We start from the raw sequence: 21,799 nt of genomic DNA, 5'->3' as shown, positions 1-21,799 counted from the left end.
GCACGCGCGACCGGAACATGGCCGACATATGCGGACGGGGGCGGGTGGGGGTCAAGCGCGCGGCGCGAGCCCCAGCCCTGCGGCGAAGGCCGTGATCTCGTCGCGCAGGCGGGGGATGACGGTCGCTGCGAGCGCCACGTTGGGGGCGGCGCGACCGAAGTCGAAGGTGCCGTAGACGTGGCGGAAGACGTGCCGAAACCCCAGCAGGTCTTCCAGGCCCGCCGCCGTATCGGCGCTGATGATCGCAAGCCGGCCTCCCGGGATGGGCATCGCTGCGCGGCGGATCAGATCCCGGTGGAAGCTGCGGCCACGCGGGATGTCGCCGTCCACCACCTCCACCACCCGCTCGACCGCCTTCTCCGCGGCCGTGTAGGCGTCGTGCAGGTGCTTCCCGATGGCGAGTTCGTGAGCCGAGCGGTCATCCCCGGTGCGCCCGGCCAGCCCCCGGGCACGCGCCTGCGCAAGCGCCGCCTGGTTCAGCGCCGCGTCGAGGTCGGCTGCGATGTCAGCCCAGGCCGGCGGGGTCACGCCCGGTCTCCCGGATGCGCGCGGCGAGGCCAGGCGCGGCGTGGCTGAGCCAGACGATGTCAGGCTCGAAGCCTTCGGCCGCCGCCGCGCTGAAGGCGGCGCCGTTGGCGCGGTTCAGCATGTCCTCAGGCCCCTCCAGGGCCAGGTCGAGATCCGAGCTGCGGTGGAAGCGCCCCGTCGCCAGCGACCCGAACACGATCACCCGCACGCCGAGCTTCGCCGCCGCGGCCGCTGCCGCCTGCGCCGCCTTCACCGCCTGCGCGCGGCGCGCCGCGATGTGGCGGGCGTTCAGCGTCTCCCAGTCCGGATAGGTGGCCTCGGCCATGGCCCATGTTACCACAGTGCCGCCTGGGCGCCCCACACCGCCGCCACGCCGGCGCAGATCGCCAGCCCCAGGTTTCGGGTGGCGAGCTGCACGCCGACCACCGCGGCCGCCCCGATCCAGGCCGGCACCGAGCCCGCCACCAGCGGCGGGGTCGCATAGGCCATGAACAGCGCGCCGGGCAGGTGGCGCAGCATCGCCTCCACGAATTCCGGCGGGCGGACGCTGCGCAGGATCGCGTAGCCGCCGGCGCGGCAGGCATAGCTCACCGCCGCCATGCCGAGGATCGCCAGCAGCACATCCGCGCGGATCTCCATCAGCCGCGCTCCCGCTCGTCGGCGGCCAGGCGTGCCTTGCCGCGCAGCTCGATCCAGGCGCCGAGCGCCGCACCCGCCAGCGTGCCGGCCAACAGCGGCAGCGGCACCGGCAGCCCCGCCCGATGCGCCGCCAGCGCGACCAGCCCCGCCACCACCCAGGGGGCGAGGTCCACCCGCGGCCCGCGCCACAGCCCGACCAGGATGGAGATGAAGGCCGCGACCGAGGCGAAGTAGAGCGGATGCCCGGGCGGCAGCTTCACCAGGCTGCCCGCCAGCCAGCCGATCGCGGTCGTCGGCACCCAGCTCGCCCACAGCCCGAGCCCCACCCCCAGCAGGTAGCCGGCATCCCGCCCGCCGCGCCGCTGCTCCTGCACCGAAAGAGCGAAGGAGTGGTCCACCAGCGTGGCCAGCGTTCCCCACAGCTTCCAGCCGCGCAGCCGGTCCAGCCAGCCGGCCAGCGCCGCCCCCTGCGGCGCCATGCGCAGGTTCACCACCCCGGCCGCGACGATCGCCGCCATGACGGGCGCCGGGTCGGTCCAGAGCTCCAGCGCCAGCAGCTGCGCCGCGCCGGCATAGACCAGCGCACTCATCAGCACCGTCTCCGTGAAGCTGAGCCCCTTCGCATCGGCCAGCACGCCGATCACCAGGCCGAAGGGCACCATGCCGAGCCAGAGCGGCAGGCTCGCGACGGCCCCGCGCCAGACCCCGGCGCGGGTGAAGACGACGCCGCCGCTCACGCCCGGTGCGCCGCGAGCAGCCGTGTCTCCGCTTCCTCGGCGTCCATGCGGAGTGCGCGGCTGGCGATCTCGCGCCCGAAGCCGGCGCGGGCGAGCGCGCCCAGCGCCTTCGGGTCCGCTGCGTCCGGTATTTCACGCGCGAAGGGGCCGATGCGGCGGCGGCGGCAGAAGGCGAGCGCGGCGACGAGCTCGGCGTCCTCGCCCTCCGGCACGGCGGCCAGCGCCGTCTCGGCGTCCACGCCCTTGGCGCGGAGATGCGCGAGGGCGGCGCGCTGCGAGCGGCCGGTGCGCAGCAGCCGCCGCGCGCGGCTTTCGGCGAAGGCGGCGTCGTCCACCGCGCCCTGCGCCACCATCCGTCGCGCGACCTCGGCCGCGGCCGCCTTCGCGGCGGCGGCGCGGCGGGCGATGTCGTCCTGCCCTTCCTCCTCCGCCGCGCGCGCCCAGCGTTCCACGCGGCGCTGCAGCACGCGGCGCAGCCCGGCCTCGGTCGCGGCGAAACGCGCGAGATGCGCAAGGGCCGCGTCCTGCAACCGCGCGGCGTCCGGGGGCGGGCCGGCGGGACGACGCGCCGGCGGGCGGCGTTGGTCTGCCATGGCCGCCTTCTGCCACGCCACGGTGGCCGCTGACGACCCGGGCCCGCGCCGGTGCGGAACCGGACAGGTCGAGGCCGCGTTGAGGCGCGACATCGAGGAGGAGGTCGAAGACCATGAGGAATGGCAACCGCTGGCTGCTGATGACGACCGCCGCTGCGCTCTGCGCCGCGCCGGTGCTCGCCTTCGGGCAGGCGAATACGGGCGGCAGCTCCATGCAGACCCAGACGACGCAGACCACGCCGCAGCAGGGCCCGACGCGGGGCACGCCGGCGGCGCGCGACGCCGCCACCACGGGCACGCAGGCGACCCAGGGTGCGGCGAGCGGTAGCGGGTCGAGCGCCGGGGCTGACCAGCAGCGCACGACGCAGACCGAGCGCGTTCAGCAGAATCCGGCCAACACCACGGGCACCGATGCGCGCCCCGGCTCGGCCAGCAGCACGGACGGCACGCCGGGCAACCCGCCCTCCACGGCGACGCAGCGCGCCGTGGATTCGGTGACCGGCCAGCGCACCGATCCCGACGGCACCGGCAACAACCCGCCCGGCACCGCCGCGGGCCGCGCGCTCGACCGCGCCACCGACGGCACGACCACCACGACCACGACGAGGACCGCGCCGGCGAACCAGGCGACGGGCGCGACCACGCCCGGCATGGCGGTGGACAGCGCACGGCTGCAGGGCGGGCGGCGCGCGACCAAGATGATCGGCGCCAACGTCTACAACGAGTCCAACGACAGCATCGGCGAGGTGGACGACATCATCGTGCCGCAGAACGGTGCGGGGCAGCCCGTTGCCGTGCTCTCGGTGGGCGGGTTCCTCGGCATCGGCGCGCGGCTGGTCGCGGTGCCCTATGAGCGGCTGCAGTGGAATGCCGAGCGTGAGCGCTGGATGCTGCCCGGCGCGACGAAGGACAGCCTGCAGAGCCTGCCGCCCTACAGCTACGAGGACGGCAACCGCCGCGGCTGAGCCCCGGCGATGCCCACCTGCCCGGCCGCCGAGGCGCGGCCGGGCCCTTCGGACACAAGGATCCCTGCATGACCCGCTTCCTTCTCCTGGCGGCGCTCGCGCTGCCCGTCGTGGCCTGCGCCGATTCGCGCGACGGCGCCCCCGGCAACCCGCCCTCGACCGCGGCGCAGCGCGCCTATGACCGGGCCACGGACAGCCCCCGCACCACGGCCGACGGCACCGGCAACAACCCCGCCGGCACCGCGGCCGAGCGCGCCCTGGATCGCGCGGCCGGCACGAATGTCTCGGGCGCCTATCCGTCGCAGCGTGACGGCACGCCGGCCAACCCGCCGGGAACCGCCGCCGAGCGCGCCTATGACCGCGCGACGGGGTCGAACACCTCGGGCGCCTATCCGTCGAACAGCGGCGGCGTGCGGCAGTAATCTGCGGCGTCGATTCATGCCGGGCCGGCGGGGCGCGCATGCCTCGCCGGCCCTTCGCGTTTTGACCCGTCCCGGGGATTGAGGCATTTTCACCGGCTTCCGCGCCTGGCTGGGCATGTCGCCCGCGGCCCGCGCGGAGCTGGAGGAAGCGAGGAACCATCGTGATCCCCGCCCTGATGCCGAACTATGCCCGCGCCGACCTTGCCTTCGAGCGGGGCGAGGGTGCGCGTCTGTGGACGGCGGACGGGCGACGATTCCTCGATTTCGGCGCGGGCATCGCGACCAGCTCCATCGGCCACGGTCATCCGCATCTGGTGAAGGCCATCGCCGAGCAGGCCGCGAAGGTGATGCACGTCTCCAACCTGTATCGCGTGCCGCAGGCCGAGGAACTCGCCCGGCGTCACGTGGAGGCTTCGTTCGCGGACAGCGTGCTGTTCTGCAACTCGGGCGCCGAGGCGAACGAGGGCATGATCAAGGCCGTCCGCAAGTATCACGCCGAGAACGGCCACCCCGAGCGCTTCCGCACCATCTGCTTCGAGGGCGCCTTCCACGGCCGCACGCTGGCGATGATCTCGGCCACCGGCAACGCGAAGTATCTCGCCGGCTTCGGCCCGCCGGTGGAGGGCTTCGACCATGTGCCCTTCGGCAACATGAACGCCGTGCGCGACGCCATCGGCAAGGAGACGGCGGCGATCCTGATCGAGCCGGTGCAGGGCGAGGGCGGCGTGCGCCCGGCCTCGCTGCGCTTCCTGCAGGAACTGCGCGCGGTCTGCGACGAGTTCGGGCTGCTGCTGGCGCTGGACGAGGTGCAGACCGGCATGGGCCGCTCGGGCAAGCTCTGGGCGCATCAATGGGCCGGGATCGAGCCGGATGTGATGTCCTCGGCCAAGGGCATCGGCGGCGGCTTCCCGCTGGGTGCGGTCTTCGCCAAGGAGCATGTGGCGAAGCACCTGAAGCCCGGCACGCATGGCCACACCTATGGCGGCAATCCGCTGGCCTGCGCGGCGGGCAACGCGGTGCTGGACGTGGTGCTGGCGCCCGGCTTCCTCGACGGCGTGGATCGCGTGGCGCGGCATCTGTGGCGCGGGCTTGAGGGCCTGGCGCGCCGCCACCCCGATGTGATCGCGGGCGTGCAGGGCGCCGGGCTGCTGCTCGGCCTGCGCTTGCAGGAGGCGGTGACCAATTCCGCGCTGCAGGAAGCCGCGGCGGCGGAAGGGCTGCTGACGGTCGCGGCGGGGATGAACGTGCTGCGCGTCGCGCCGCCGCTGATCATCACCGATGCGGATGCGGATGAGGCCGTCGCGCTGCTCGACCGCGCCTGCCTGAGGGTGACGCCGCAGAAGGCGGCGGCGCAGTGAGCGCTGCGCTCAAGGTGACGGGGGGCGCCGGCCAGGCGCCCCCGCGCCACTTCCTCGAGATCATGGACCACGACGCGGCGACGCTGCGCCGGATGCTGGATCTCGGCGTGCAGGCGAAGAAGGGCGCCGTCGGCGGCAGGCCGCTGGCCGGCAAGCATGTCGCGCTGATCTTCGAGAAGCCCTCCACCCGCACCCGCGTCTCCTTCGAGGTCGGCATCCGCCAGCTCGGGGGCGAGGTGATCGTGCTGTCGTCGAAGGATATGCAGCTCGGCCGCGGCGAGACGCCGGCGGACACCGCGCGCGTTCTGTCGCGCTACGTGGACGCGATCATGCTGCGGACCGACAACGTGGCGAAGATCCGCGAGCTTGCGGAGCACGCGACGGTGCCGGTGATCAACGGCCTGACCGACGTGTCGCATCCCTGCCAGATCATGGCCGATGTGATGACCTTCGAGGAGCATCGCGGCCCGATCGCCGGGCAGACCGTCGCCTGGACCGGCGACGGCAACAACGTCGCGCAGTCCTTCATCCAGGCCGCCGCGCGCTTCGGCTTCGTGCTGCGCATCGCCACGCCGCCCGAACTCGCCCCGCCCGCCGAGCTGATCGAATGGGCGCGCAGGGAAGGTGCCGCGATCGAGCTGACCTCGGACCCGCAGGCCGCGGTGCGCGGCGCGCGCTGCGTCGTCACCGACACCTGGGTCAGCATGTCGGACGAGAAGCCGGATGCGGCGACGATCAACCGCCACAACCTGCTGGCGCCCTATCAGCTGAACGCCGGGCTGCTGCGCCATGCCGCGCCCGACGCGATCGTGATGCACTGCCTGCCGGCGCATCGTGGCGAGGAGATCACCGACGAGGTGATGGACGGGCCGCAGAGCGTGGTGTTCGACGAGGCGGAGAACCGGCTGCACGCGCAGAAGGGCGTGCTGCTCTGGGCGCTCGGCCAGGGTTAGCGGAAAGGGCGCCCCGGCGCCGGCGGGGCATACGCCGATCCGGCCCATGCGACTTCATGAAGCCTTCATGCAAGCCGCCGATCCTCCGCCCCGGCAAGTTGGCGGAGGACCTCCATGCTGGCGAAACTGCGCGGCGCAACCGTCCGATGGACGAAGCTCGGGGTGCGCGCGCGCATCCTGCTGGTCAGCCTGGCCTGCCTCGGCGTCGGCCTGGCGGCGCTCACCACGGTCACCGTGAACGACCTGCGCGAGCGCGCCCGTGAATTGGCCGGCGAACAGCTGGAGAGCAACCTGCGGCTCATGTACCTGCTGCTCGGCGATTTCGGCAGCGAGTGGACGCTGGAGGGCGACCGCCTGCTGCTGAGCGGGACGGAGCTCAACGGCCAGACGGAGATCGTGGACCGGATCAGCACGGTCGGTGGCGGCGTGGCGACGATCTTTGCCGGGGAGACGCGCATCGCCACCACCGTGCCCGGCGCGAACGGAGGACGCGCCACCGGAACCGCCCTCGCGGCCGGGCCGGTGCGTGACGCGATCCGCGCCGGCAACGCCTTCCGCGGCGAGACGACGATCCTCGGCCGGCCCTATCTCACGATCTACGATCCGGTCTTCGACCATGCGGGCCAGACCGTCGGCATCCTCTTCGTCGGCCTGCCGCTCGACGAGATCGCGGCCATGCAGGATGCCGCCGTCATGCATGCGGTCCTGGCCGGCGTCGCGGTGCTGGCCGCGGTTGCCGTGCTGCTCTGGCTGCTGCTGCGGCGCCAGTTGCGGCCGCTCGGCGGCCTCGCGGCCAGCCTGAACGGGATCGCGGCCGGCCGGCTCGATACCGAAGTGCCCTGCACCGATCGTGCCGACGAGCTGGGCGCGATCGGCCGCGCCGTCGCCGCGCTGCGCGATGCGGCGCAGGCGGCGAAGGCGGCACAGGCGGAGGCGGAGGCCGCGCGCGAGGCGGCGCAGGCCCGGCTTCTCGCGGAGCGGGCGGAGAGCGCCGTGCGGCTCGAGGCCAGCGTGGGCGAGGCCGCATCGCGGCTGATCGCCGCGGCGGGCGAACTGCGCGACGCGGCGGATGCGGCGGGCACGGCCGGGGAGCGTGGCGCGGGGCGCGCGCGCGACGGCGCGGCGCGCCTCTCCGGCGCGACGGAGAACGTCCATGCCGTGGCGGCTGCGGCGGAGGAACTCGCCGCCTCCGTGGCGGAGATCACGCGCCAGGTGGCGGAAGGCGCGCGCACCGCGCAGGAGGCGGCGGCGGCGGCGCGCGCCTCCGACGGCACGGTGGCGAGCCTGTCGGAGGCAGCGGCGCGCATCGGCGACGTGGTGCGCCTGATCAGCGACATCGCCGGCCAGACCAACCTGCTGGCGCTGAACGCGACGATCGAGGCGGCGCGCGCGGGCGAGGCCGGCAAGGGCTTCGCGGTGGTCGCGGGCGAGGTGAAGTCGCTCGCCGCGCAGACCGCCAAGGCGACCGAGGAGATCGCCTCCCAGATCGCGGCGATGCGCGGCGCAACGGAGCAGGCGGTGGCGGCGGTGCGCGGCATCGCCGGCTCGGTCGGCCGGATGGAGGAGGTGACCGGCGCGATCGCCGCCGCGGTGGAGCAGCAGGGCGCCGCCACGCGGGAGATCGCGCGCCATGCCGCCCAGGCGGCGTCCGGCACCAGCGAGGCGGCGGGGGAGATCGCTCAGCTGACCGAGGATGTCGCGGCGGGCGCGGGCGGCATCGCGCGCGTGCGCAAGGCCGGCGCCGATGTGGGCGCGCAGGCCGCGGCGATCCGCACCCAGGTCAACGACTTCACGGCGCAGCTGCGGGCGGCGTGACGGCGCCGGCCGGGGGCGGGCAGGCAAGGCGCTGCGCGTCCTGCTCCGCGGCGGACAGGCGGGGCCCCGCCGGGAGGTCCTGCGGGAAGACATCACCGAGGATGCGGCGGGTCAGCAGGCCGATGCCGAGGCCGAGCTCCCGCTCGAAGGTTGCGCCATCCGGCGCGGCCCAGTCGGAGAAGCGATGCGCCTCGCTGCGCCAGCTCCATCGGCGCTTCGCCGGATCCCCCGCCGCGGCGGGCGGGAGCTCGCCCTGCACCGAGAGCGCCAGCCGAAGCTGCGGGTCGGAGGGGTTCAGCTGGCCGGACTGCTCGGACACCAGGCCGACGGCGTTGAAGGAGGCGACGAGCGCCCCTTCGGTCCCGTCAGCGGCCAGGACCATCCGGCCTCCTGAGCGCGCCACCAGCGCGTCCCGCAGGCAGGCGCCGAGGCGTTCCGGAGCCGCCCGGAGCCGGAGCCGCGCCGCGGCCTCGGCCAGTGGCTCTTCGGAGGTGGTGACATGCGCCAGTTCGGTGACCGCGGCGCCGACGCCGACGATCCCCCCGATCCCGGCGCCGATCGGGATGCAGACGAGCAGGCCGAGCGGATCGGAGACGCCCTGGCAGAGCCCGACCATGCCGTAGAGGACGCCGCCCGCGGGCAGTCCCAGCGCGATCGCGGCGACATTGCCGGCCGTCGCCGGGCTGGCGCCGGCGATCGAAGGCGATTCGTGCAGGCCGGCGCGAAGCGGCAGGGGCGCGGCCGGCAGGCCGGCGCGCACCCGGGCAAGGTCGGCGCCCGCCGAGGTCACCGGATCGGGCTGCGTGCAACCCGCCAGGCTCACGGCAGCCAGCACCAGGACGGCACCGCCGAGCCGGCGGCATGCTGCTGCGCTTCGCCGATCCCGACCCATGACCGCGCCCTCCTGCCGGCCCAGTCAATAATGGTGTTCGCATATTCTCAAGGTGCCAGCATGGAAAGCTTCCGCCCGGGCGTGCCGGTGGTGCGGGCCCGGGCGGGACGGGTTTCCGCGATGCGGGAGACGTGACCGCGCCGCGGCTTGACCCGCGGGCGGCGCCGCGCAAGGGAGGATCAACCCTGGTTTGCCGGAGAGGCCCATGACTGCCCGCAGCGCGACCCCCATCGCGCCCTTCACCGCCCAGGAGGCGCTGGTCTGCGCCATGGTGCTGATGTCGGTCGCCGACGGCCCGATGTCCGATGCCGAGCTCGGCATGATGAGCCGTCTCGTGCAGGAACTGCCGGCCTTCAGCGACTTTCACAGCCGCGAGATCGAGACGGTGACCGATGCGGTCACCCGGTTGCTCGGGCGCAGCGACGGCCTGGACCAGGCGATGACGCTGCTGCGCGACGCGCTGCCGATGCGCCTGCGCGAGACGGCCTATCTGCTGGCCTGCGAGGTCTGCGCCGCGGATGGCGAGGCGACGCAGGAGGAGCTGCAGTTCCTCCAGGACCTGCGGATCGGCCTCGACCTGGACCGGCTGATCGCCGGCGCCATCGAGCGGGCGGCCAAGGCGCGCTACCAGATCATCTGAATTTTCATTTCGCCTGCCGCGACTAACGTGCATGCTTCCTGCGCGGCGGGCATTCCGCCCGGGCCGCGGAGGAACGCCATGCGAAACAGTGTGAAGGCCCTGCTTGCGGGCGGCTGCCTGCTTGCCGCCCTGCCGGCCGCCGATGCGCAGTCGCCCGCGCCCGATCCGGCCGCGATGACCTTCTTCGTCACGAGCACCGGCATCGGCCGCGGCGCCGATCTCGGCGGTCTGGCGGGTGCCGATGCGCATTGCCAGGCGCTGGCGCAGGCGGCGGGCGCGGGCAACCGCACCTGGCGCGCCTATCTCAGCACGCAGGGCCAGGGCGCGGTGAATGCCCGTGACCGCATCGGCAACGGGCCGTGGCAGAACGCCAGGGGCGTGGTGATCGCGCGCAGCGTCGCGGACCTGCACTCGCCGGCCAACGCCATGACCAAGCAGACCAACGTGAACGAGCGCGGGCAGGTGGTGAACGGCCGCGGCGACACGCCGAACGAGCATGACGTGCTGACCGGGTCGCAGGCGGACGGCACGGCCTTTGCCGCGGGGCAGGACCGCACCTGCCGCAACTGGACCTACAGCGGCGGCGAAGGTTCGGCGATGGTGGGCCATCACGACCGCATCGGGCTGGACGAGTCGGATGCGGCGAAGTCCTGGAACACTTCGCATCCCTCGCGCGGCTGCAGCCAGGACAACCTGCGCAGCAGCGGCGGAGCCGGCCTGTTCTACTGCTTCGCCGTGAACTGAGCCGGGGCTGCCCTCAATCCACGATGAAGAGCCGCGCACCGGTCCGCGTGGCGGAGCGGTGCGCGGCGTCGCCGAAATCGGAGACCTGGTAGGACATGCCGGGCTTCAGGGTGAAGCGTCTGCCGTCGCGGAGCTCGGTCTCGAGTTCGCCTTCGACGACGAAGAGGACATGGCCGCGGTCGCACCAGTGGTCGGCGAGGTAGCCGGGCGAATACTCCACCATGCGCACGCGCAGCTCGCCGATGTTCAGCGTGCGCCACAGCGCATGGCCGGTCTCACCGGGATGGCGCGTGGGCTCCACCTGCGACCAGTCGGTGACCGTGAAGGGAAGTTCCGGGATCTTCATCTTCTTGAGCCCTCAGACGCCGGGCGCGCGCATCCGCGCGCTTGGCTTCGCGGCACTGGCCGCGGCGGCCATTCGGCCGCTCGGCCGGCTTCGCCGGCCGGCACGTTGCCCTGATCCGCGAAGCGTCACGCCGGCGGTCGCTTCGGCGGCAGCGGCTCCGTCGCGCCGCCGGCGGCGCGCCAGGCGCCGTAGCCGCCCTTGAGGTGGGAAACAGGCTTCAGCCCCATCTCCTGCGCGGCGCGCGCGGCCAGCGCGCTGCGCAGTCCGCCGGCACAGAAGAACACGAAATGCTTGTCCTGCTGGAATTGCGGCTTGGCATAGGGGCTGGCGGGGTCGATCCAGAATTCCAGCATGCCGCGCGGGCAGTGGAAGGCACCGGGCACGCGGCCCTCCCGTTCCAGCTCGCGGATGTCGCGAATGTCCACGAACTGCACGTCCTCGCGGCCGTAGAGGTCGCGCGCGCGATCCACGTCGATCTCTTCGACGATCGCATTCGCCTCGTCCACGAGCTGGCGATAGCCCTTGGTGATCTGCTGCGGCATCTGCGCGTCTCCTACGCCACCAGCGCGCCGTCGCGCGCGACGATCCGGCCATGGCTGATCACGACGCGGCGCGGCGGCTGCGCGACCACCGCCTCGGCCAGCGTCTCGGCGTCGAGCAGCACGAGGTCGGCGCGTTCGCCGACCGCAAGCCGGCAGGTCTCGAAGCCGCAGGCCTCGGCGGCCCAGTCGCTGACGGTGGCGAAGGCCAGCGCCACCTCGTCGTCGCGCCGCAGGTCGTTCTTCATGCCGAGGATCATCGCGCGCTGCAGCATGTCCGGCTTGCCGTACGGGCCCCAGGTGTCGCGGATCCCGTCATTGCCGGCAAAGATCTTTGTTCCACTCGCGCGCGCAGCCTTCACCAACGGGACCGGGCGCGAGGGTGGCGCGGTGGTGGCCAGCGCGATGCCGGCCTCGGCCAGCGCCTCGTAGAGCGCGGGCGCGCGCGAAACCTCGCCGAGGCAGAAGGCGTGGCTGACCACGACCTTGCCTTGCATGCCGAGCGCCAGCGTGCGCTCGATGATCAGGTCGAGCGCGAAGGCGCCGAGCTCCCCGGGCTCGTGCAGATGGATGTCGAGCGGCTTGCCATGCTTCGTGCAGAGCCCGAACACCGCATCCAGATGCCCCTTCGGATCGCGGTCGATGCCGGAGGGATCGAGGCCGCCGACGATGTCCGCGCCGTTCCTCAGCGCCGCATCCAGCAGCTCCAGCGTGCCGGGTCGGATCAGCAGGCCGGATTGCGGGAAGGCGACGACCTGCATGTCCATGGTGCCGCGCATCGCATCGCGCAGCGCGACGAGCGCATCGGAATGCGCGGTGCCCACGGCCACGTCCACATCCGCATGGGTGCGGATGCGCGTGGTGCCGAGGGCGAGGAACATCCGCGCCATGTGCTCGCCCTGGCGGCGCGGATCGAGGCCGAGGCGCTTGCGCTCGTTCCGCTCGTTGTCGATGCGGTCGATCAGCCGCGATCCGACCTCGTTGCGGTACCACCCCATGCCCCAGAGCGTCTTGTCGAGATGCGTGTGCCCCTCGACGAAGGCGGGCAGCGCCAGCAGGCCGCGCGCCGCCTCCACCGATGCGCCGGCCGGCGCGTCGAGGCCGGGGCCGATCGCGGCGATGCGGCCGTCGCGCACCAGGATGTCGGCGGCGGCGCCGTCGGGCAGGCGGCAATCGCGGATCAGCAGCGTCGTCATGCCAGCACCCAGCTCCGGAACAGGTCGAGGTCGATGTTGCCGCCGCAGAGGATGGTGGCCACGCGCCGGCCCTGCATCCGTTCCTTCTCCTGCAGCAGCGCGGCGAGCGGCGCGGCGCCGGCACCCTCCGCCAGGTTGTGCGTGTCCTGCCAGTAGGCGCGGATCGCGGCCGCCACCTCGTCATCGGTGACGGTGACGATGCGCGCGGCGCCCTTGCGGATCATCGCCAGCGCCGCGGGATCGGGCACGCGCGTCGCCATGCCGTCGGCGCGGGTGTTGGCGGTCGGCGTCTCCACCACATGGCCCGCGGCGAAGGAGAGCGCGTAGGCGGGCGCCTCGGTGCTCTGCACGCCGATGATCTCGGTGGGCAGGCCGAGAAGGTCGCGCGCCATGATGCAGCCGCAGATGCCGGAGCCGAGGCCGACCGGGACATAGAGCGCATCGAGCCTGGGCGCGGCCCGGAACAGCTCCAGCGCATAGGTCGCGACACCCAGAACAAGTGCCGGCGCGAAGGAGGGCGCGAAGACGAGGCCCTGCCCCTCCGCCAGGCGCGCTGCCTCGACACGCGCGGCGTCGAAATCCGCACCATGCTCGATCAGCGTCGCGCCGAAGGCGCGCATCGCCGCGTTCTTCTCCACGCTGTTGCCGCGTGGCACCACGATGGTGACGGGCACGCCCGCGCGCGCGCCGGCGAAGGCGAGGCTCTGCCCGTGGTTGCCGCGCGTGGCGGAGATCACGCCCCGCGCGTCCGGCCGCTCGCGCTTCAGGCGATCGAAATAGGTGATGCCGCCGCGGACCTTGAAGGCGCCGGTCGGCGTGTGGTTCTCGTGCTTGACCCAGAGCTCGGCACCTACGCGCCGTGCCAGCAGCGGCCAGGCATATTGCGGCGTCGGCGGGAAGACGCCGTGCACCAGGCGGGCGGCCTCTTCCAGGGCGGGCAGGTCGAACACGCGGAAACCTCCGGACGAAACAGCTTCGCGCCGCGGGCGTTGACGGCGCGAGAGGCAACCATAGCGGAGGCGGCTGACATGGCCATCACGGTGGACAGCAGCCAGTGGACCGGCCAGCGCGACGAGACGCCGCTGGCCGTGCCGGTGGTGTGGGGGGAATTCGCCGACGAGGCGGCGCGCGAGGCGGCGGAGCGGCGATTGCGCGAGGCCGGGGCCCGGGACGCCGGCAGCGTGCCGGCGGCGCAGGCGGGCGGCGTGGCGCCGCCGAAGCGCGCGGCGAATGAGGGCCAGGTGGACGTACCCGACGAGCATCCGAAGGAGGCCGACATCCGCAACCAGCGGCAGTTGCATGTCGGGACGACGATGGCCGCGACATCCATGGCGGCGGCCGGCCTGGTGATCGCGACCGGCGGCGCGGTGCTGCCCGCGGTGGCGGCGGCCGCCGCTGCGGGCGCCGTGACCGCCGCGGTGGGCGAGCCGATCGCGGATGCGCTCGCGCCGCAATCGGCGGACAAGCCGCATGAGGACCACCCCGTGCCGCCGGCGCGGCTGCATGGGCCTGTGCTGGGGCTGCAGGCGCCGGATGCGGAGACGCGGGCACGTGCCGAGGCGCTGCTGCGCGAAGCCGGCGCGCGCCGCATCCTGGTGCAGGAGACGCGCGCGGGCTGAGGCCCGGCCCGAGACGCAAGCAGGCGGCCTTCCGACGGGCCGCCTGCTGCACGCCGCGATGCGGGTGTCGGCCGGTCAGACGGGCCGGAGATTGGTGGCGGCGGCCTTGCCGCGCTCCATCTCGACTTCGTAGGAGAGCTTCTGGCCTTCGTTCAGGCCTTGCAGGCCGGCCTTCTGGACGGCCGTGATGTGCACGAACACGTCCTTGCCGCCATCCTGCGGGACGATGAAGCCGAAGCCCTTCGTCGCGTTGAACCACTTCACGGTGCCGATCGCCATGCGATCCGGGCTCCTCGACTCTGGTGCCGCGCGCCGATCGCGCGGACTGGGGCCACGCGCCGGCGGGAACTCCAGGCAGACCGGGTGATTCGGACCCGGCAGGCACGGCGAGCCTTACGCGTTGACGACGGCAAGATGCGCGGGCGCCGGAAGCCAAGTCAAAGCATGAGCGGCGTGGTCACGCGTTTGTCAGCCGGCGATTGCCGCATGGCGCGCGAGACGTACGGAAAAGCGCAGGATGCACGCGGGATGCGTCGCGGCGCGTGCATCGGCGACAGGAATGGCGCCAACGCAAACGGGCGGGCCCGAAGGCCCGCCCGTCGCGAGAACGGCGATCGCGGTGCCGTCCGGGTCGAAGCCCGGACGGCGCGCGGATCAGAAGTCCATGCCGCCCATGTCGCCGCCCGGAGGACCGCCGGCCGGGGCCTTCTTCTCCGGACGCTCGGCGATCATCGCCTCCGTCGTGATCAGCAGCGAGGCGACCGAGGCCGCATCCTGCAGCGCCGTGCGCACGACCTTGGTCGGGTCGATGATGCCGGCGGCGACGAGGTCCTTGTACTCGTCCTTCTGCGCGTCGTAGCCGAAGGAGGGGCTGTCGTTGCGGAGCGTCTCGCCCGCAACCACCGCGCCGTCCTTGCCGGCGTTCTCGGCGATCTGCTTGAGCGGCGCCTGGATCGCGCGGCGCACGATCTCGATGCCGACCTGCTCGTCGTTGTTCAGGCCCTTCAGGTGGCCAAGCTTGGTGGAGGCGCGCAGCAGGGCGACGCCGCCGCCCGGCACGATGCCTTCCTCGACCGCGGCGCGGGTCGCATGCAGCGCGTCGTCGACGCGGTCCTTGCGCTCCTTCACCTCGACCTCGGTGGAGCCGCCCACGCGGATGACCGCCACGCCGCCGGCGAGCTTCGCCAGGCGCTCCTGCAGCTTCTCGCGGTCGTAGTCCGAGGTGGTCTCCTCGATCTGCGCCTTGATCTGCTCGCAGCGGCCCTGGATCTCCTCCTTGGAGCCGGCGCCGTCGACGATCGTGGTGTTCTCCTTCTCGATGCGGACGGTCTTCGCCTTGCCCAGCATGTTGAGGGTGACGTTCTCGAGCTTGATGCCGAGATCCTCGCTGATCACCTGGCCGCCGGTGAGGATCGCGATGTCCTCGAGCATCGCCTTGCGGCGATCACCGAAGCCCGGCGCCTTCACCGCCGCGACCTTCAGGCCGCCGCGCAGCTTGTTGACCACCAGGGTGGCCAGCGCCTCGCCCTCGACGTCCTCGGCGACGATCACCAGCGGACGGCCCGACTGCACCACCGCCTCGAGCAGCGGAAGCATGGGCTGCAGGCCCGACAGCTTCTTCTCGAAGATGAGGATGTAGGGGTTGTCCATCTCGGCGATCATCTTCTCCGCATTCGTGATGAAGTACGGAGAGACGTAGCCGCGGTCGAACTGCATGCCCTCGACGACGTCGAGCTCGGTCTGGATGCTCTTGGCTTCCTCGACCGTGATGACGCCCTCGTTGCCGACCTTCTCCATCGCCTTGGCGATCATCTCGCCGATCTCGGCCTCGCCGTTGGCGGAGAGGGTGCCGACCTGGGCGACCTCGGCGGAGGTCGTGATCTTCTTGGTGTTCGCCTCGAGGTACTTCACGACCTCGGCCACGGCCTTGTCCACGCCGCGCTTCAGGTCCATCGGGTTCATGCCGGCGGCCACCGACTTCGCGCCCTCGCGGACGATCGCCTGGGCGAGCACGGTCGCGGTGGTGGTGCCGTCACCGGCGATGTCGTTGGTCTTCGAGGCCACTTCGCGCACCATCTGGGCGCCCATGTTCTCGAACTTGTCGGCCAGCTCGATCTCCTTGGCGACGGTCACGCCGTCCTTGGTGATCCGCGGCGCGCCGAAGCTCTTGTCGATCACGACGTTGCGACCCTTCGGGCCGAGCGTGACCTTCACCGCGTCGGCGAGGATGTCGACGCCGCGGAGCATACGCTCACGCGCGCCGGCGCCGAACTTGACGTCCTTTGCAGCCATGTTTTCCGTTCCCTAGATCTGTGTGTCCGAGACGATGAGCCTGAGATGAGCTCTCAGGCCGCCTTCGCGACGGAAGGGTTGTCGAGGATCCCCATGATGTCGGACTCCTTCATGATCAGGAGCTCCTCACCATTGAGCTTCACCTCGGTGCCCGACCACTTGCCGAACAGGATGCGGTCGCCGGCCTTCACGTCGAGCGGGCGGACCTCGCCCTTCTCGTTGATGGTGCCGGAGCCGACGGCGATCACTTCGCCTTCCTGCGGCTTCTCCTTGGCGGTGTCGGGGATGATGATGCCTCCCGCGGTCTTCTCCTCGGCCGTCACGCGGCGAACGAGAACGCGGTCGTGCAGGGGACGGAAGTTCATGCGAATCCTCTCCTGACTGCTTCCATATGAGTGGCAAGCTCTTCCGGAGATACGCGGGGGCATGCCGGACCCGGCCTGCTTCCCGCCGCCAACGGACCCATTCCGGCGTCCGCTAGCACTCCCCCCAGAGGAGTGCCAGCGATCTAGGGCAGCCCCGGCGCAACGTCAAGCGTCGGCAGCACTCTCTGAGTGCGAGTGCTAATGCGTTGAACTTCAACGTTTTTCTTGCGTTGTCCCCATCCAGCCATGGCATGCTTCATGCGTCCGGCGGTCGCGCTGCGCCGCGCCGTCAGGAACAGGGAAGGAACAGCACGGCCCATCGCGCCGGAACGAGGACAGGAACAGGATGGATCTCAGCGGCCTCGAGCGTCTCGCCCGTTTCCCCACGCTGCCCGACTGGCGGCTGACCACCGCCGAACTGCTCTACCACATGCCGGACCATCCGGGAGTCCTGCAGAGCTTCATCTGGCAGAAGCACGATTTGGCGCCGCGCTTCCCCGAGCTTGGCCGGTTCCTGGAATTCTGGAAGCGCGAGATCGAGGCGCCGCTGCATTCCGTCCGCGTCGCCTCCGCCGCGCTGATCAAGCCGGCCGAGCTGCGCTACGCGGGCGGGGAGTTCCGGCTGCACTGAGCGGAGATCCCCGGGCCCTACCCCGGGCGCATGGCTGCCCCTCCCGCCCCTCGCCTTGAGCGCGGGCTGGCCGGGAGGATAGCCTTCTCTCCCATGCCCGAGGCGCAGCAAGACCGTTCCCTGGACGCCCGGGCGAGGGCCAATCTCGGCCTGCTGGCGACCTGCCAGGCGTTGGGCCAGGCCTGCAACACCATGATGCTGGCGGCCACGGCGCTTTCGGTCGTGACCTTCTATGCCAATCGCGACCTCGCCACCCTGCCGGTGACCATGCAGCACCTGGGCGTGATGCTGTGGGTGTTCCCGGCGGCGATGTTGATGCAGCGCATGGGGCGGCGCTTCGGCTTCCGGGTCGGCTCGATCTTCGGCATGGCCGGCGCGGCGACCATCGGCACGGGGCTCTACAACGGCAGCTTCGTGACGATGTGCGCGGGCGGCTTCCTGCTGGGCTATGCCGTGGCCTGCCTGCACCAGTACCGCTTCGCCGCGGTGGAACTCGTGCCGATGTCGCACCGCGCCAAGGCGATCTCCTGGGTGACCGCGGGCGGCATCGTCGCCGCCTTCGTCGGGCCGAGCCTGGTGCGCTGGACGCATGACCAGTGGATGCCCTTCTACATCGGCACCTATGCGGCGATCTTCCTGATCCACGCCGTCGTCTTCACCATCATGTCCTTCATCCGCTTCCCCGAGATGGCGGCGACGGTGCCGGGCGTCCGCGATCCGGCCGCCATGGCGCCGCGCCCGCTGGCCGAGATCGCGCGGCAGCCGCGCTTCATCGCGGCCGTGGTCTCGGCGATGGTCGGCTACGGGGTGATGGTGTTCCTGATGGGCGCCTCGCCGCTGGCCATCGTCGGCTGCGGCATGCCGCATTCCGAGGCGCACATGGTCATCCTGATGCATGTGCTGGGCATGTTCGTGCCTGCGCTGTTCACCGGGAACCTGATCACCCGCTTCGGCACGACGCGCGTGATGACGGTGGGCGTGGTGCTGCTGTTCGCCGGCGTGGCCGCCGGGCTGGCGGGCCTCAGCGAGTGGCACTTCCGTGCCGCGATGACGCTGAACGGCGTGGGCTGGAACTTCCTGTTCGTCGGCGCGACGACGCTGGTCACCACCTGCTATCGCCCGAACGAGCGCGGGAAGGTGCAGGCACTGAACGACTTCCTGATCTTCGGCACCACGGCGATGATGAGCTTCACCGCCGGCTTCCTGCAGGAGCGGCTGGGCTGGTTCGCGCTGAACTGGTTCTCGCTCGTTCTGCTCTGCGTCGCCGCGCTTGCCGTCGTGTGGCTGCGCCTGCGCGAGGGTCGTCCCGTTCCCGCCGCCGCTTAGCGCCGCTTCGGGCCGCACCGCAGATCAGGCGGCCTGTTCCAACGTCGGCGCGGAATCGGCCACGGTGGTGCGGTGCAGGTCGCGCTTCTGCTCGGCCGGGTAGCGTCGTGCCCGGTGCATGGTGACGCGGTTGTCCCACATCACCAGGTCATGCGGCTGCCAGACATGGGCATGGACGAAGTCCCGCTGCGTCGCGTGCTCGGTCAGGTCGCGCAGCAGCATCAGCGCTTCCGGCTTCGGCCAGCCCTGGATGCCACCGGCATGCGCCGACAGGAACAGGGAGAGGCGCCCGGTGCGCGGATGGCGGCGCACCAGGCGCTGCGGCACCGGCGCCCATCGCGCGCGCTCCTCCTCGGTGAAGTCGGAAAAGCCGAGCGTGCCGCGGGAGTGGATCTGCGTGTGCTCGCAGACCAGGTCGCGCACCAGTGCCTTCGTCTCGTCGTCCAGCGCGTCCCAGGCGGCGCGCATGTCCGCGAATTCGGTGTTGCCGCCGGAGCCCGGGATGACGCGCGCGGAGAGCAGCGAATACTTGGCCGGCGTGGGCTTGAAGCTGGAATCGCTGTGCCAGAGCATGTTGCCGAGCGCGAAGAGCCGCCGGCGATCGTCGCGCGCCAGCACGCTGCCGTCGCGATCGAGGTTGGAGATGTCGTTCACCTCCATCGAGAGGCGCCGCTGGTCGGATCGCGCGATGTCGCCTGTCGCCTGCTCCAGCGGGCCGAAATGGCGGCTGAAGGCGATCTGCTGCGCGTCGTCGATGTCCTGCCCGCGGAACACGAGCACGGCGTAGCGGTCCATGCCGGCTTCGATCTCGGCGGCCTCCGTGCCGTCGATGCCGCGGCGGAGGTCCACGCCCGACACCTCGCCCACGAAGTCCGGGCGCGCGGGATTCGCGGGGCGGATCGTGATCGTCATGCCGTCTCCTCCTCGGCCTGTCGGGCGGCCTTCGCGACTCATCCAGGAGGCGGAGGCTATCGCGCGCGCGGCGATGCGGCCAGCCTGCCGCATTCCCGCCCCGACCTGGCCCTTTGGTCGCCCTTGGCGGGGGCGAGCCTCCTCGCATGCGGAAGGAGGCAGACGAGATGCGACCGATCCGACGTGCCGCCGTCACCGGGCTCTTCGCGCTGTGGCTGGCACCCTTGCCCGCGCTGGCGGGCAGTCAATACGCCGAGGTTCCGCCCGGCTGCCCGGACGACCGCAGCCATGTCGTGGAGCGCCGGATGGCGGCGCAGGACGATCCGCGAAGCGGCGCGCGGCCGCATCGCACGGAACCCGACGACGCGTGACGCGCCGTGCGGGCGCGCCGCCCGGTCAGGAGTGTCCTTCGCGCTCCGCCTGCGACTGCGCCGCCAGCGCGCGCGCCATCTGGCTCAGCGCTTCCTGGTGCTTCTCGTTGTCGATCAGCGCGAAGTTGCGCGCGAGCTCGAGGCACATGCGCTGGCGCGGGCTGGCTTCCTGCGCATCGGATTCCGGCGCGAGCCCTTCGAAGAACCAGGAGACGGGCACGCCCAGCACCTGGCCGATCTCGAACAGGCGGCCGGCCGAGATGCGGTTCAATCCGCGCTCGTATTTGTGCGCCTGCTGGTAGGTGACGCCGATCATCTTCGCCAGTTGCTGCTGCGAAAGCCCCATCATCACGCGCCGCTCACGGATCCGCGCGCCGACATGCCGGTCCGCGGCGTTCGCGCGCTGGCCCGGCCGTTCGGCGGATGCGTTGGCGCCCGTCCGGCGCTCGGTGTTGGTTGTGGCCATCTTCTTCTTTCCCTTACCCCGGGTGAGTAGCCCGCCCCGAATGCCTGACATGGCCACGTGTTCGCCCGAAGCGCGCATGAATTGCGCGTGAGTTTCGCCTCGTCAGCAATAGCGCGCTGCGTGTTACCATCACGAGTGCGACAGTGAAACCGCTAATCTTGCTGGAAGAGCGGCTTCCATACGCTCCAGGTTGCAGCGAGGACCAGTATACCTTGCGCGCAGACAACGGCGGTCGCTGTTGCGGCGCCCAGCGACTCGGCAAGAAGGCCGAGTTGCAGGAAGCCGAGCAGGCCCGTGCCGATGGCAGTGGAGAGCACGCCGAGCGCCCGGCTGCGCTGCTCCGGCGGGGCGGAAAGGTAGATCAGCGTCGCCTGCATGCTGGCGAAGCCAGCGCCGCCGACGCCAACGGCCACCAGCAGCAATCCTGCCAGCAGCGGCGAGGGCGAGAGCGCGAAGCCTGCCATCATGGCAAGATAGATGATGGTCCCGCCGACATAGATCGCGGCGTGGCGGTGCGGCGCGACGAAGGCGCCCACCAGCGCGGCACCGACCAGCGCGCCCAACCCGTCCATGCTGGCGAGGATGCCGACGCCCTCCGGGCCCAGTCCCAGCCCGGACTGGCCGATGACCGGGATCATGCTGGTGCAGGGCCAGGCGGAGAGATTGAATACGATCGTGACCAGCAGCACGGCGCGCAGGCGCGGATGGTGCAGCGCGAAGGCGAAGCTCTCGCGCATCTCCTGCAGCACGCCGCGGCTGCGCTGCCGCTCCACGGTGGTCCCGACGGTCAGCCTGAGCGCGGTCGCGAAAGATACAAGATGAAACAGAAGGCAGAGCCCGAAGGCGGCGCCTGGCCCGAGCAGCGCGAGCAACGTGCCGCCGAGCGCCGGGCCGGCGACGCGGCTGGCATTGCTCGCCATCACGTCGAGCGACATCGCCTGGCTCATGCGCGCGGGCCCGACCGCCTCGCCGATCAGCATCCGGCGCACCGGATTGTCGGTGGCCCAGCCGAGGCCGCCGAGCAGGCTGGCGAGTGCGATCTGCCAGACGGCGAGGGTGCCGAGCAGGTCGGCCAGCACCAGCTCGCCCACCGCCACGGCCTGCAGCACCAGCACGGCCAGCAGCGCGCCGCGGCGCGGAACGCGGTCGGCCATGACGCCGAGGATCGCGCCGAAGAGCCCCATCGGCAGCATCCGCAGCAGGGTCATCGCGGCGACCAGCAGCGCGGAGTCCGTCGCCTGGTAGACGACGACGCCGATGACCAGCATCTCCAGCCAGCGCGCGACCGAGCCGACGAGGCCAACCAGCCAGAGGCGCCGGAAATCCGGCACCGCCAGGACGCGCCGAGCCTGACCGGACTCCAAGCTTTCCACCCGCAGAATTGTTGGCGCCGAGCTTTGCAGCCGCGGGCCGGAGGCTCAATCCCCGTGCGGCCCCGCGCGTCGGACGG

General features: G+C 71.8%; 27 protein-coding genes. 11 read left to right on the top strand and 16 right to left on the bottom strand.

All coding sequences use genetic code 11. The annotated features are described in order from the left end of the window. Positions 1 to 51: 51 nt before the first annotated feature. Genes DFH01_RS03905 through DFH01_RS03885 form a run of 5 tightly spaced genes read right to left on the bottom strand, consistent with a single transcriptional unit; the run spans position 52 to position 2,497 of the window. Entirely contained in the window at positions 52 to 528 is a 477-nt protein-coding gene (locus DFH01_RS03905; RefSeq protein WP_109869057.1) for a ribonuclease toxin HepT-like protein, read from the bottom strand. Beyond that, the gene (locus tag DFH01_RS03900; RefSeq protein ID WP_109869056.1) at positions 506 to 853 is read right to left on the bottom strand and encodes a nucleotidyltransferase family protein; all 348 of its coding nucleotides are present in this window, start codon (positions 851 to 853) and stop codon (positions 506 to 508) included. Before DFH01_RS03900 ends, DFH01_RS03905 begins: the two co-directional genes overlap by 23 nt. An 8-nt stretch (positions 854 to 861) precedes the next feature. Further along, positions 862 to 1,167, bottom strand: coding sequence for an AzlD family protein (locus DFH01_RS03895; RefSeq protein WP_233255948.1), 306 nt, complete (start codon positions 1,165 to 1,167; stop codon positions 862 to 864). Then, a complete protein-coding gene (locus DFH01_RS03890; RefSeq protein WP_233255947.1) occupies positions 1,167 to 1,904 on the bottom strand; it encodes an AzlC family ABC transporter permease in 738 nt (245 codons plus the stop codon). Before DFH01_RS03890 ends, DFH01_RS03895 begins: the two co-directional genes overlap by 1 nt. Continuing rightward, complete coding sequence (locus DFH01_RS03885) at positions 1,901 to 2,497, bottom strand: regulatory protein RecX (protein WP_109869055.1); 597 nt, start codon at positions 2,495 to 2,497, stop codon at positions 1,901 to 1,903. Before DFH01_RS03885 ends, DFH01_RS03890 begins: the two co-directional genes overlap by 4 nt. Positions 2,498 to 2,610: 113 nt before the next feature. Between DFH01_RS03885 and DFH01_RS03880 the strand changes: the two genes are divergently transcribed. The 5 genes from DFH01_RS03880 to DFH01_RS03860 all read left to right on the top strand — a co-directional run bounded on the left by DFH01_RS03880 (position 2,611) and on the right by DFH01_RS03860 (position 8,010). Then, the gene (locus DFH01_RS03880) at positions 2,611 to 3,462 is read left to right on the top strand and encodes a PRC-barrel domain-containing protein (protein ID WP_109869054.1); all 852 of its coding nucleotides are present in this window, start codon (positions 2,611 to 2,613) and stop codon (positions 3,460 to 3,462) included. Positions 3,463 to 3,530: 68 nt separating this feature from the next. Continuing rightward, positions 3,531 to 3,884, top strand: coding sequence for a hypothetical protein (locus tag DFH01_RS28060; RefSeq protein WP_158287608.1), 354 nt, complete (start codon positions 3,531 to 3,533; stop codon positions 3,882 to 3,884). A gap of 161 nt (positions 3,885 to 4,045) precedes the next feature. Then, entirely contained in the window at positions 4,046 to 5,242 is a 1,197-nt protein-coding gene (locus DFH01_RS03870; protein WP_109869053.1) for an aspartate aminotransferase family protein, read from the top strand. Beyond that, positions 5,239 to 6,195 carry an ornithine carbamoyltransferase gene (argF, locus tag DFH01_RS03865; protein ID WP_269846208.1) on the top strand — a complete coding sequence of 319 codons (957 nt, stop codon included), beginning with the start codon at positions 5,239 to 5,241 and terminating at the stop codon, positions 6,193 to 6,195. Before DFH01_RS03870 ends, argF begins: the two co-directional genes overlap by 4 nt. A 114-nt stretch (positions 6,196 to 6,309) precedes the next feature. Continuing rightward, positions 6,310 to 8,010 (top strand): methyl-accepting chemotaxis protein, encoded by a 1,701-nt coding sequence (locus DFH01_RS03860; RefSeq protein WP_109869052.1) that lies wholly within the window; start codon positions 6,310 to 6,312, stop codon positions 8,008 to 8,010. Here DFH01_RS03860 and DFH01_RS03855 read toward each other — a convergent pair. After that, a complete protein-coding gene (locus DFH01_RS03855; protein WP_109869051.1) occupies positions 7,985 to 8,902 on the bottom strand; it encodes a hypothetical protein in 918 nt (305 codons plus the stop codon). The genes DFH01_RS03860 and DFH01_RS03855 overlap by 26 nt on opposite strands. Before the next feature lie 205 nt (positions 8,903 to 9,107). On the opposite strand from DFH01_RS03855, the gene DFH01_RS03850 reads away from it, so the two are divergent. Beyond that, positions 9,108 to 9,542 (top strand): tellurite resistance TerB family protein, encoded by a 435-nt coding sequence (locus DFH01_RS03850; protein WP_109869050.1) that lies wholly within the window; start codon positions 9,108 to 9,110, stop codon positions 9,540 to 9,542. A 78-nt stretch (positions 9,543 to 9,620) separates the two neighbouring features. Next, positions 9,621 to 10,286, top strand: coding sequence for a lectin (locus tag DFH01_RS03845; RefSeq protein ID WP_109869049.1), 666 nt, complete (start codon positions 9,621 to 9,623; stop codon positions 10,284 to 10,286). A 13-nt stretch (positions 10,287 to 10,299) separates the two neighbouring features. On the opposite strand, the gene DFH01_RS03840 is transcribed toward DFH01_RS03845, so the two are convergent. From DFH01_RS03840 to DFH01_RS03825, 4 genes are all read right to left on the bottom strand, one after another. Further along, a complete protein-coding gene (locus DFH01_RS03840) occupies positions 10,300 to 10,632 on the bottom strand; it encodes a DHCW motif cupin fold protein (protein ID WP_109869048.1) in 333 nt (110 codons plus the stop codon). Positions 10,633 to 10,757: 125 nt separating this feature from the next. Beyond that, positions 10,758 to 11,174 carry a rhodanese-like domain-containing protein gene (locus tag DFH01_RS03835; protein ID WP_109869047.1) on the bottom strand — a complete coding sequence of 139 codons (417 nt, stop codon included), beginning with the start codon at positions 11,172 to 11,174 and terminating at the stop codon, positions 10,758 to 10,760. An 11-nt stretch (positions 11,175 to 11,185) separates the two neighbouring features. Further along, entirely contained in the window at positions 11,186 to 12,367 is a 1,182-nt protein-coding gene (locus tag DFH01_RS03830) for an amidohydrolase family protein (protein ID WP_109869046.1), read from the bottom strand. Beyond that, a complete protein-coding gene (locus tag DFH01_RS03825) occupies positions 12,364 to 13,317 on the bottom strand; it encodes a threonine dehydratase (protein WP_109869045.1) in 954 nt (317 codons plus the stop codon). The genes DFH01_RS03830 and DFH01_RS03825 overlap by 4 nt, the downstream gene beginning before the upstream one ends. A 78-nt stretch (positions 13,318 to 13,395) precedes the next feature. Between DFH01_RS03825 and DFH01_RS28055 the strand changes: the two genes are divergently transcribed. Next, positions 13,396 to 13,986 carry a hypothetical protein gene (locus DFH01_RS28055; protein WP_158287607.1) on the top strand — a complete coding sequence of 197 codons (591 nt, stop codon included), beginning with the start codon at positions 13,396 to 13,398 and terminating at the stop codon, positions 13,984 to 13,986. Between the two features lie 75 nt (positions 13,987 to 14,061). Here the strand turns inward: DFH01_RS28055 and DFH01_RS03810 are convergent, their stop codons facing one another. From DFH01_RS03810 to groES, 3 genes are all read right to left on the bottom strand, one after another. Beyond that, positions 14,062 to 14,265: a cold-shock protein gene (locus DFH01_RS03810; protein ID WP_109869042.1), complete on the bottom strand. Its 204-nt coding sequence runs from the start codon at positions 14,263 to 14,265 to the stop codon at positions 14,062 to 14,064. A 375-nt stretch (positions 14,266 to 14,640) separates the two neighbouring features. Next, positions 14,641 to 16,278: a chaperonin GroEL gene (groL, locus tag DFH01_RS03805; protein WP_109869041.1), complete on the bottom strand. Its 1,638-nt coding sequence runs from the start codon at positions 16,276 to 16,278 to the stop codon at positions 14,641 to 14,643. Positions 16,279 to 16,331: 53 nt separating this feature from the next. Next, on the bottom strand, positions 16,332 to 16,643 hold the full coding sequence (gene groES / locus DFH01_RS03800) for a co-chaperone GroES (protein ID WP_109869040.1): 312 nt from the start codon (positions 16,641 to 16,643) through the stop codon (positions 16,332 to 16,334). A gap of 346 nt (positions 16,644 to 16,989) precedes the next feature. Here groES and DFH01_RS03795 point away from each other — a divergent pair, with 346 nt between their 5' ends. Then, the gene (locus tag DFH01_RS03795) at positions 16,990 to 17,274 is read left to right on the top strand and encodes an usg protein (RefSeq protein WP_109869039.1); all 285 of its coding nucleotides are present in this window, start codon (positions 16,990 to 16,992) and stop codon (positions 17,272 to 17,274) included. A gap of 93 nt (positions 17,275 to 17,367) precedes the next feature. Then, complete coding sequence (locus DFH01_RS03790; RefSeq protein ID WP_158287606.1) at positions 17,368 to 18,600, top strand: MFS transporter; 1,233 nt, start codon at positions 17,368 to 17,370, stop codon at positions 18,598 to 18,600. A 24-nt stretch (positions 18,601 to 18,624) separates the two neighbouring features. Here the strand turns inward: DFH01_RS03790 and DFH01_RS03785 are convergent, their stop codons facing one another. Beyond that, the gene (locus DFH01_RS03785; protein ID WP_109869037.1) at positions 18,625 to 19,512 is read right to left on the bottom strand and encodes a TauD/TfdA dioxygenase family protein; all 888 of its coding nucleotides are present in this window, start codon (positions 19,510 to 19,512) and stop codon (positions 18,625 to 18,627) included. A 167-nt stretch (positions 19,513 to 19,679) separates the two neighbouring features. Between DFH01_RS03785 and DFH01_RS03780 the strand changes: the two genes are divergently transcribed. Then, on the top strand, positions 19,680 to 19,883 hold the full coding sequence (locus DFH01_RS03780) for a hypothetical protein (RefSeq protein WP_109869036.1): 204 nt from the start codon (positions 19,680 to 19,682) through the stop codon (positions 19,881 to 19,883). Between the two features lie 25 nt (positions 19,884 to 19,908). Here the strand turns inward: DFH01_RS03780 and DFH01_RS03775 are convergent, their stop codons facing one another. After that, positions 19,909 to 20,349 (bottom strand): helix-turn-helix domain-containing protein, encoded by a 441-nt coding sequence (locus tag DFH01_RS03775; protein WP_109869035.1) that lies wholly within the window; start codon positions 20,347 to 20,349, stop codon positions 19,909 to 19,911. A gap of 152 nt (positions 20,350 to 20,501) precedes the next feature. Then, positions 20,502 to 21,722, bottom strand: a complete 1,221-nt coding sequence (locus DFH01_RS03770; RefSeq protein WP_158287605.1) for an MFS transporter — start codon at positions 21,720 to 21,722, stop codon at positions 20,502 to 20,504. Positions 21,723 to 21,799: the final 77 nt, after the last annotated feature.

It is taken from the genome of Falsiroseomonas bella, assembly GCF_003173615.1.
GTDB lineage: Bacteria > Pseudomonadota > Alphaproteobacteria > Acetobacterales > Acetobacteraceae > Falsiroseomonas > Falsiroseomonas bella.
The sequence above is the reverse complement of the archived record's forward strand: the minus strand, read 5'-3'. Positions and strand labels throughout refer to the sequence as shown.

Bases quoted from the DNA above. Each gene is read 5' to 3' on its own strand.
- DFH01_RS03900 (WP_109869056.1), bottom strand. From the start codon at position 853: ATGGCCGAGGCCACCTATCCGGACTGGGAGACGCTGAACGCCCGCCAC.
- DFH01_RS03785 (WP_109869037.1), bottom strand. From the start codon at position 19,512: ATGACGATCACGATCCGCCCCGCGAATCCCGCGCGCCCGGACTTCGTG.
- DFH01_RS28060 (WP_158287608.1), top strand. From the start codon at position 3,531: ATGACCCGCTTCCTTCTCCTGGCGGCGCTCGCGCTGCCCGTCGTGGCC.
- groL (WP_109869041.1), bottom strand. From the start codon at position 16,278: ATGGCTGCAAAGGACGTCAAGTTCGGCGCCGGCGCGCGTGAGCGTATG.
- DFH01_RS03810 (WP_109869042.1), bottom strand. From the start codon at position 14,265: ATGGCGATCGGCACCGTGAAGTGGTTCAACGCGACGAAGGGCTTCGGC.
- DFH01_RS03850 (WP_109869050.1), top strand. From the start codon at position 9,108: ATGACTGCCCGCAGCGCGACCCCCATCGCGCCCTTCACCGCCCAGGAG.
- groES (WP_109869040.1), bottom strand. From the start codon at position 16,643: ATGAACTTCCGTCCCCTGCACGACCGCGTTCTCGTTCGCCGCGTGACG.
- DFH01_RS03880 (WP_109869054.1), top strand. From the start codon at position 2,611: ATGAGGAATGGCAACCGCTGGCTGCTGATGACGACCGCCGCTGCGCTC.
- DFH01_RS03795 (WP_109869039.1), top strand. From the start codon at position 16,990: ATGGATCTCAGCGGCCTCGAGCGTCTCGCCCGTTTCCCCACGCTGCCC.
- DFH01_RS03780 (WP_109869036.1), top strand. From the start codon at position 19,680: ATGCGACCGATCCGACGTGCCGCCGTCACCGGGCTCTTCGCGCTGTGG.
- DFH01_RS28055 (WP_158287607.1), top strand. From the start codon at position 13,396: ATGGCCATCACGGTGGACAGCAGCCAGTGGACCGGCCAGCGCGACGAG.
- DFH01_RS03885 (WP_109869055.1), bottom strand. From the start codon at position 2,497: ATGGCAGACCAACGCCGCCCGCCGGCGCGTCGTCCCGCCGGCCCGCCC.
- DFH01_RS03790 (WP_158287606.1), top strand. From the start codon at position 17,368: ATGCCCGAGGCGCAGCAAGACCGTTCCCTGGACGCCCGGGCGAGGGCC.
- DFH01_RS03840 (WP_109869048.1), bottom strand. From the start codon at position 10,632: ATGAAGATCCCGGAACTTCCCTTCACGGTCACCGACTGGTCGCAGGTG.
- DFH01_RS03860 (WP_109869052.1), top strand. From the start codon at position 6,310: ATGCTGGCGAAACTGCGCGGCGCAACCGTCCGATGGACGAAGCTCGGG.
- DFH01_RS03835 (WP_109869047.1), bottom strand. From the start codon at position 11,174: ATGCCGCAGCAGATCACCAAGGGCTATCGCCAGCTCGTGGACGAGGCG.
- DFH01_RS03830 (WP_109869046.1), bottom strand. From the start codon at position 12,367: ATGACGACGCTGCTGATCCGCGATTGCCGCCTGCCCGACGGCGCCGCC.
- DFH01_RS03845 (WP_109869049.1), top strand. From the start codon at position 9,621: ATGCGAAACAGTGTGAAGGCCCTGCTTGCGGGCGGCTGCCTGCTTGCC.
- DFH01_RS03775 (WP_109869035.1), bottom strand. From the start codon at position 20,349: ATGGCCACAACCAACACCGAGCGCCGGACGGGCGCCAACGCATCCGCC.
- DFH01_RS03855 (WP_109869051.1), bottom strand. From the start codon at position 8,902: ATGGGTCGGGATCGGCGAAGCGCAGCAGCATGCCGCCGGCTCGGCGGT.
- DFH01_RS03895 (WP_233255948.1), bottom strand. From the start codon at position 1,167: ATGGAGATCCGCGCGGATGTGCTGCTGGCGATCCTCGGCATGGCGGCG.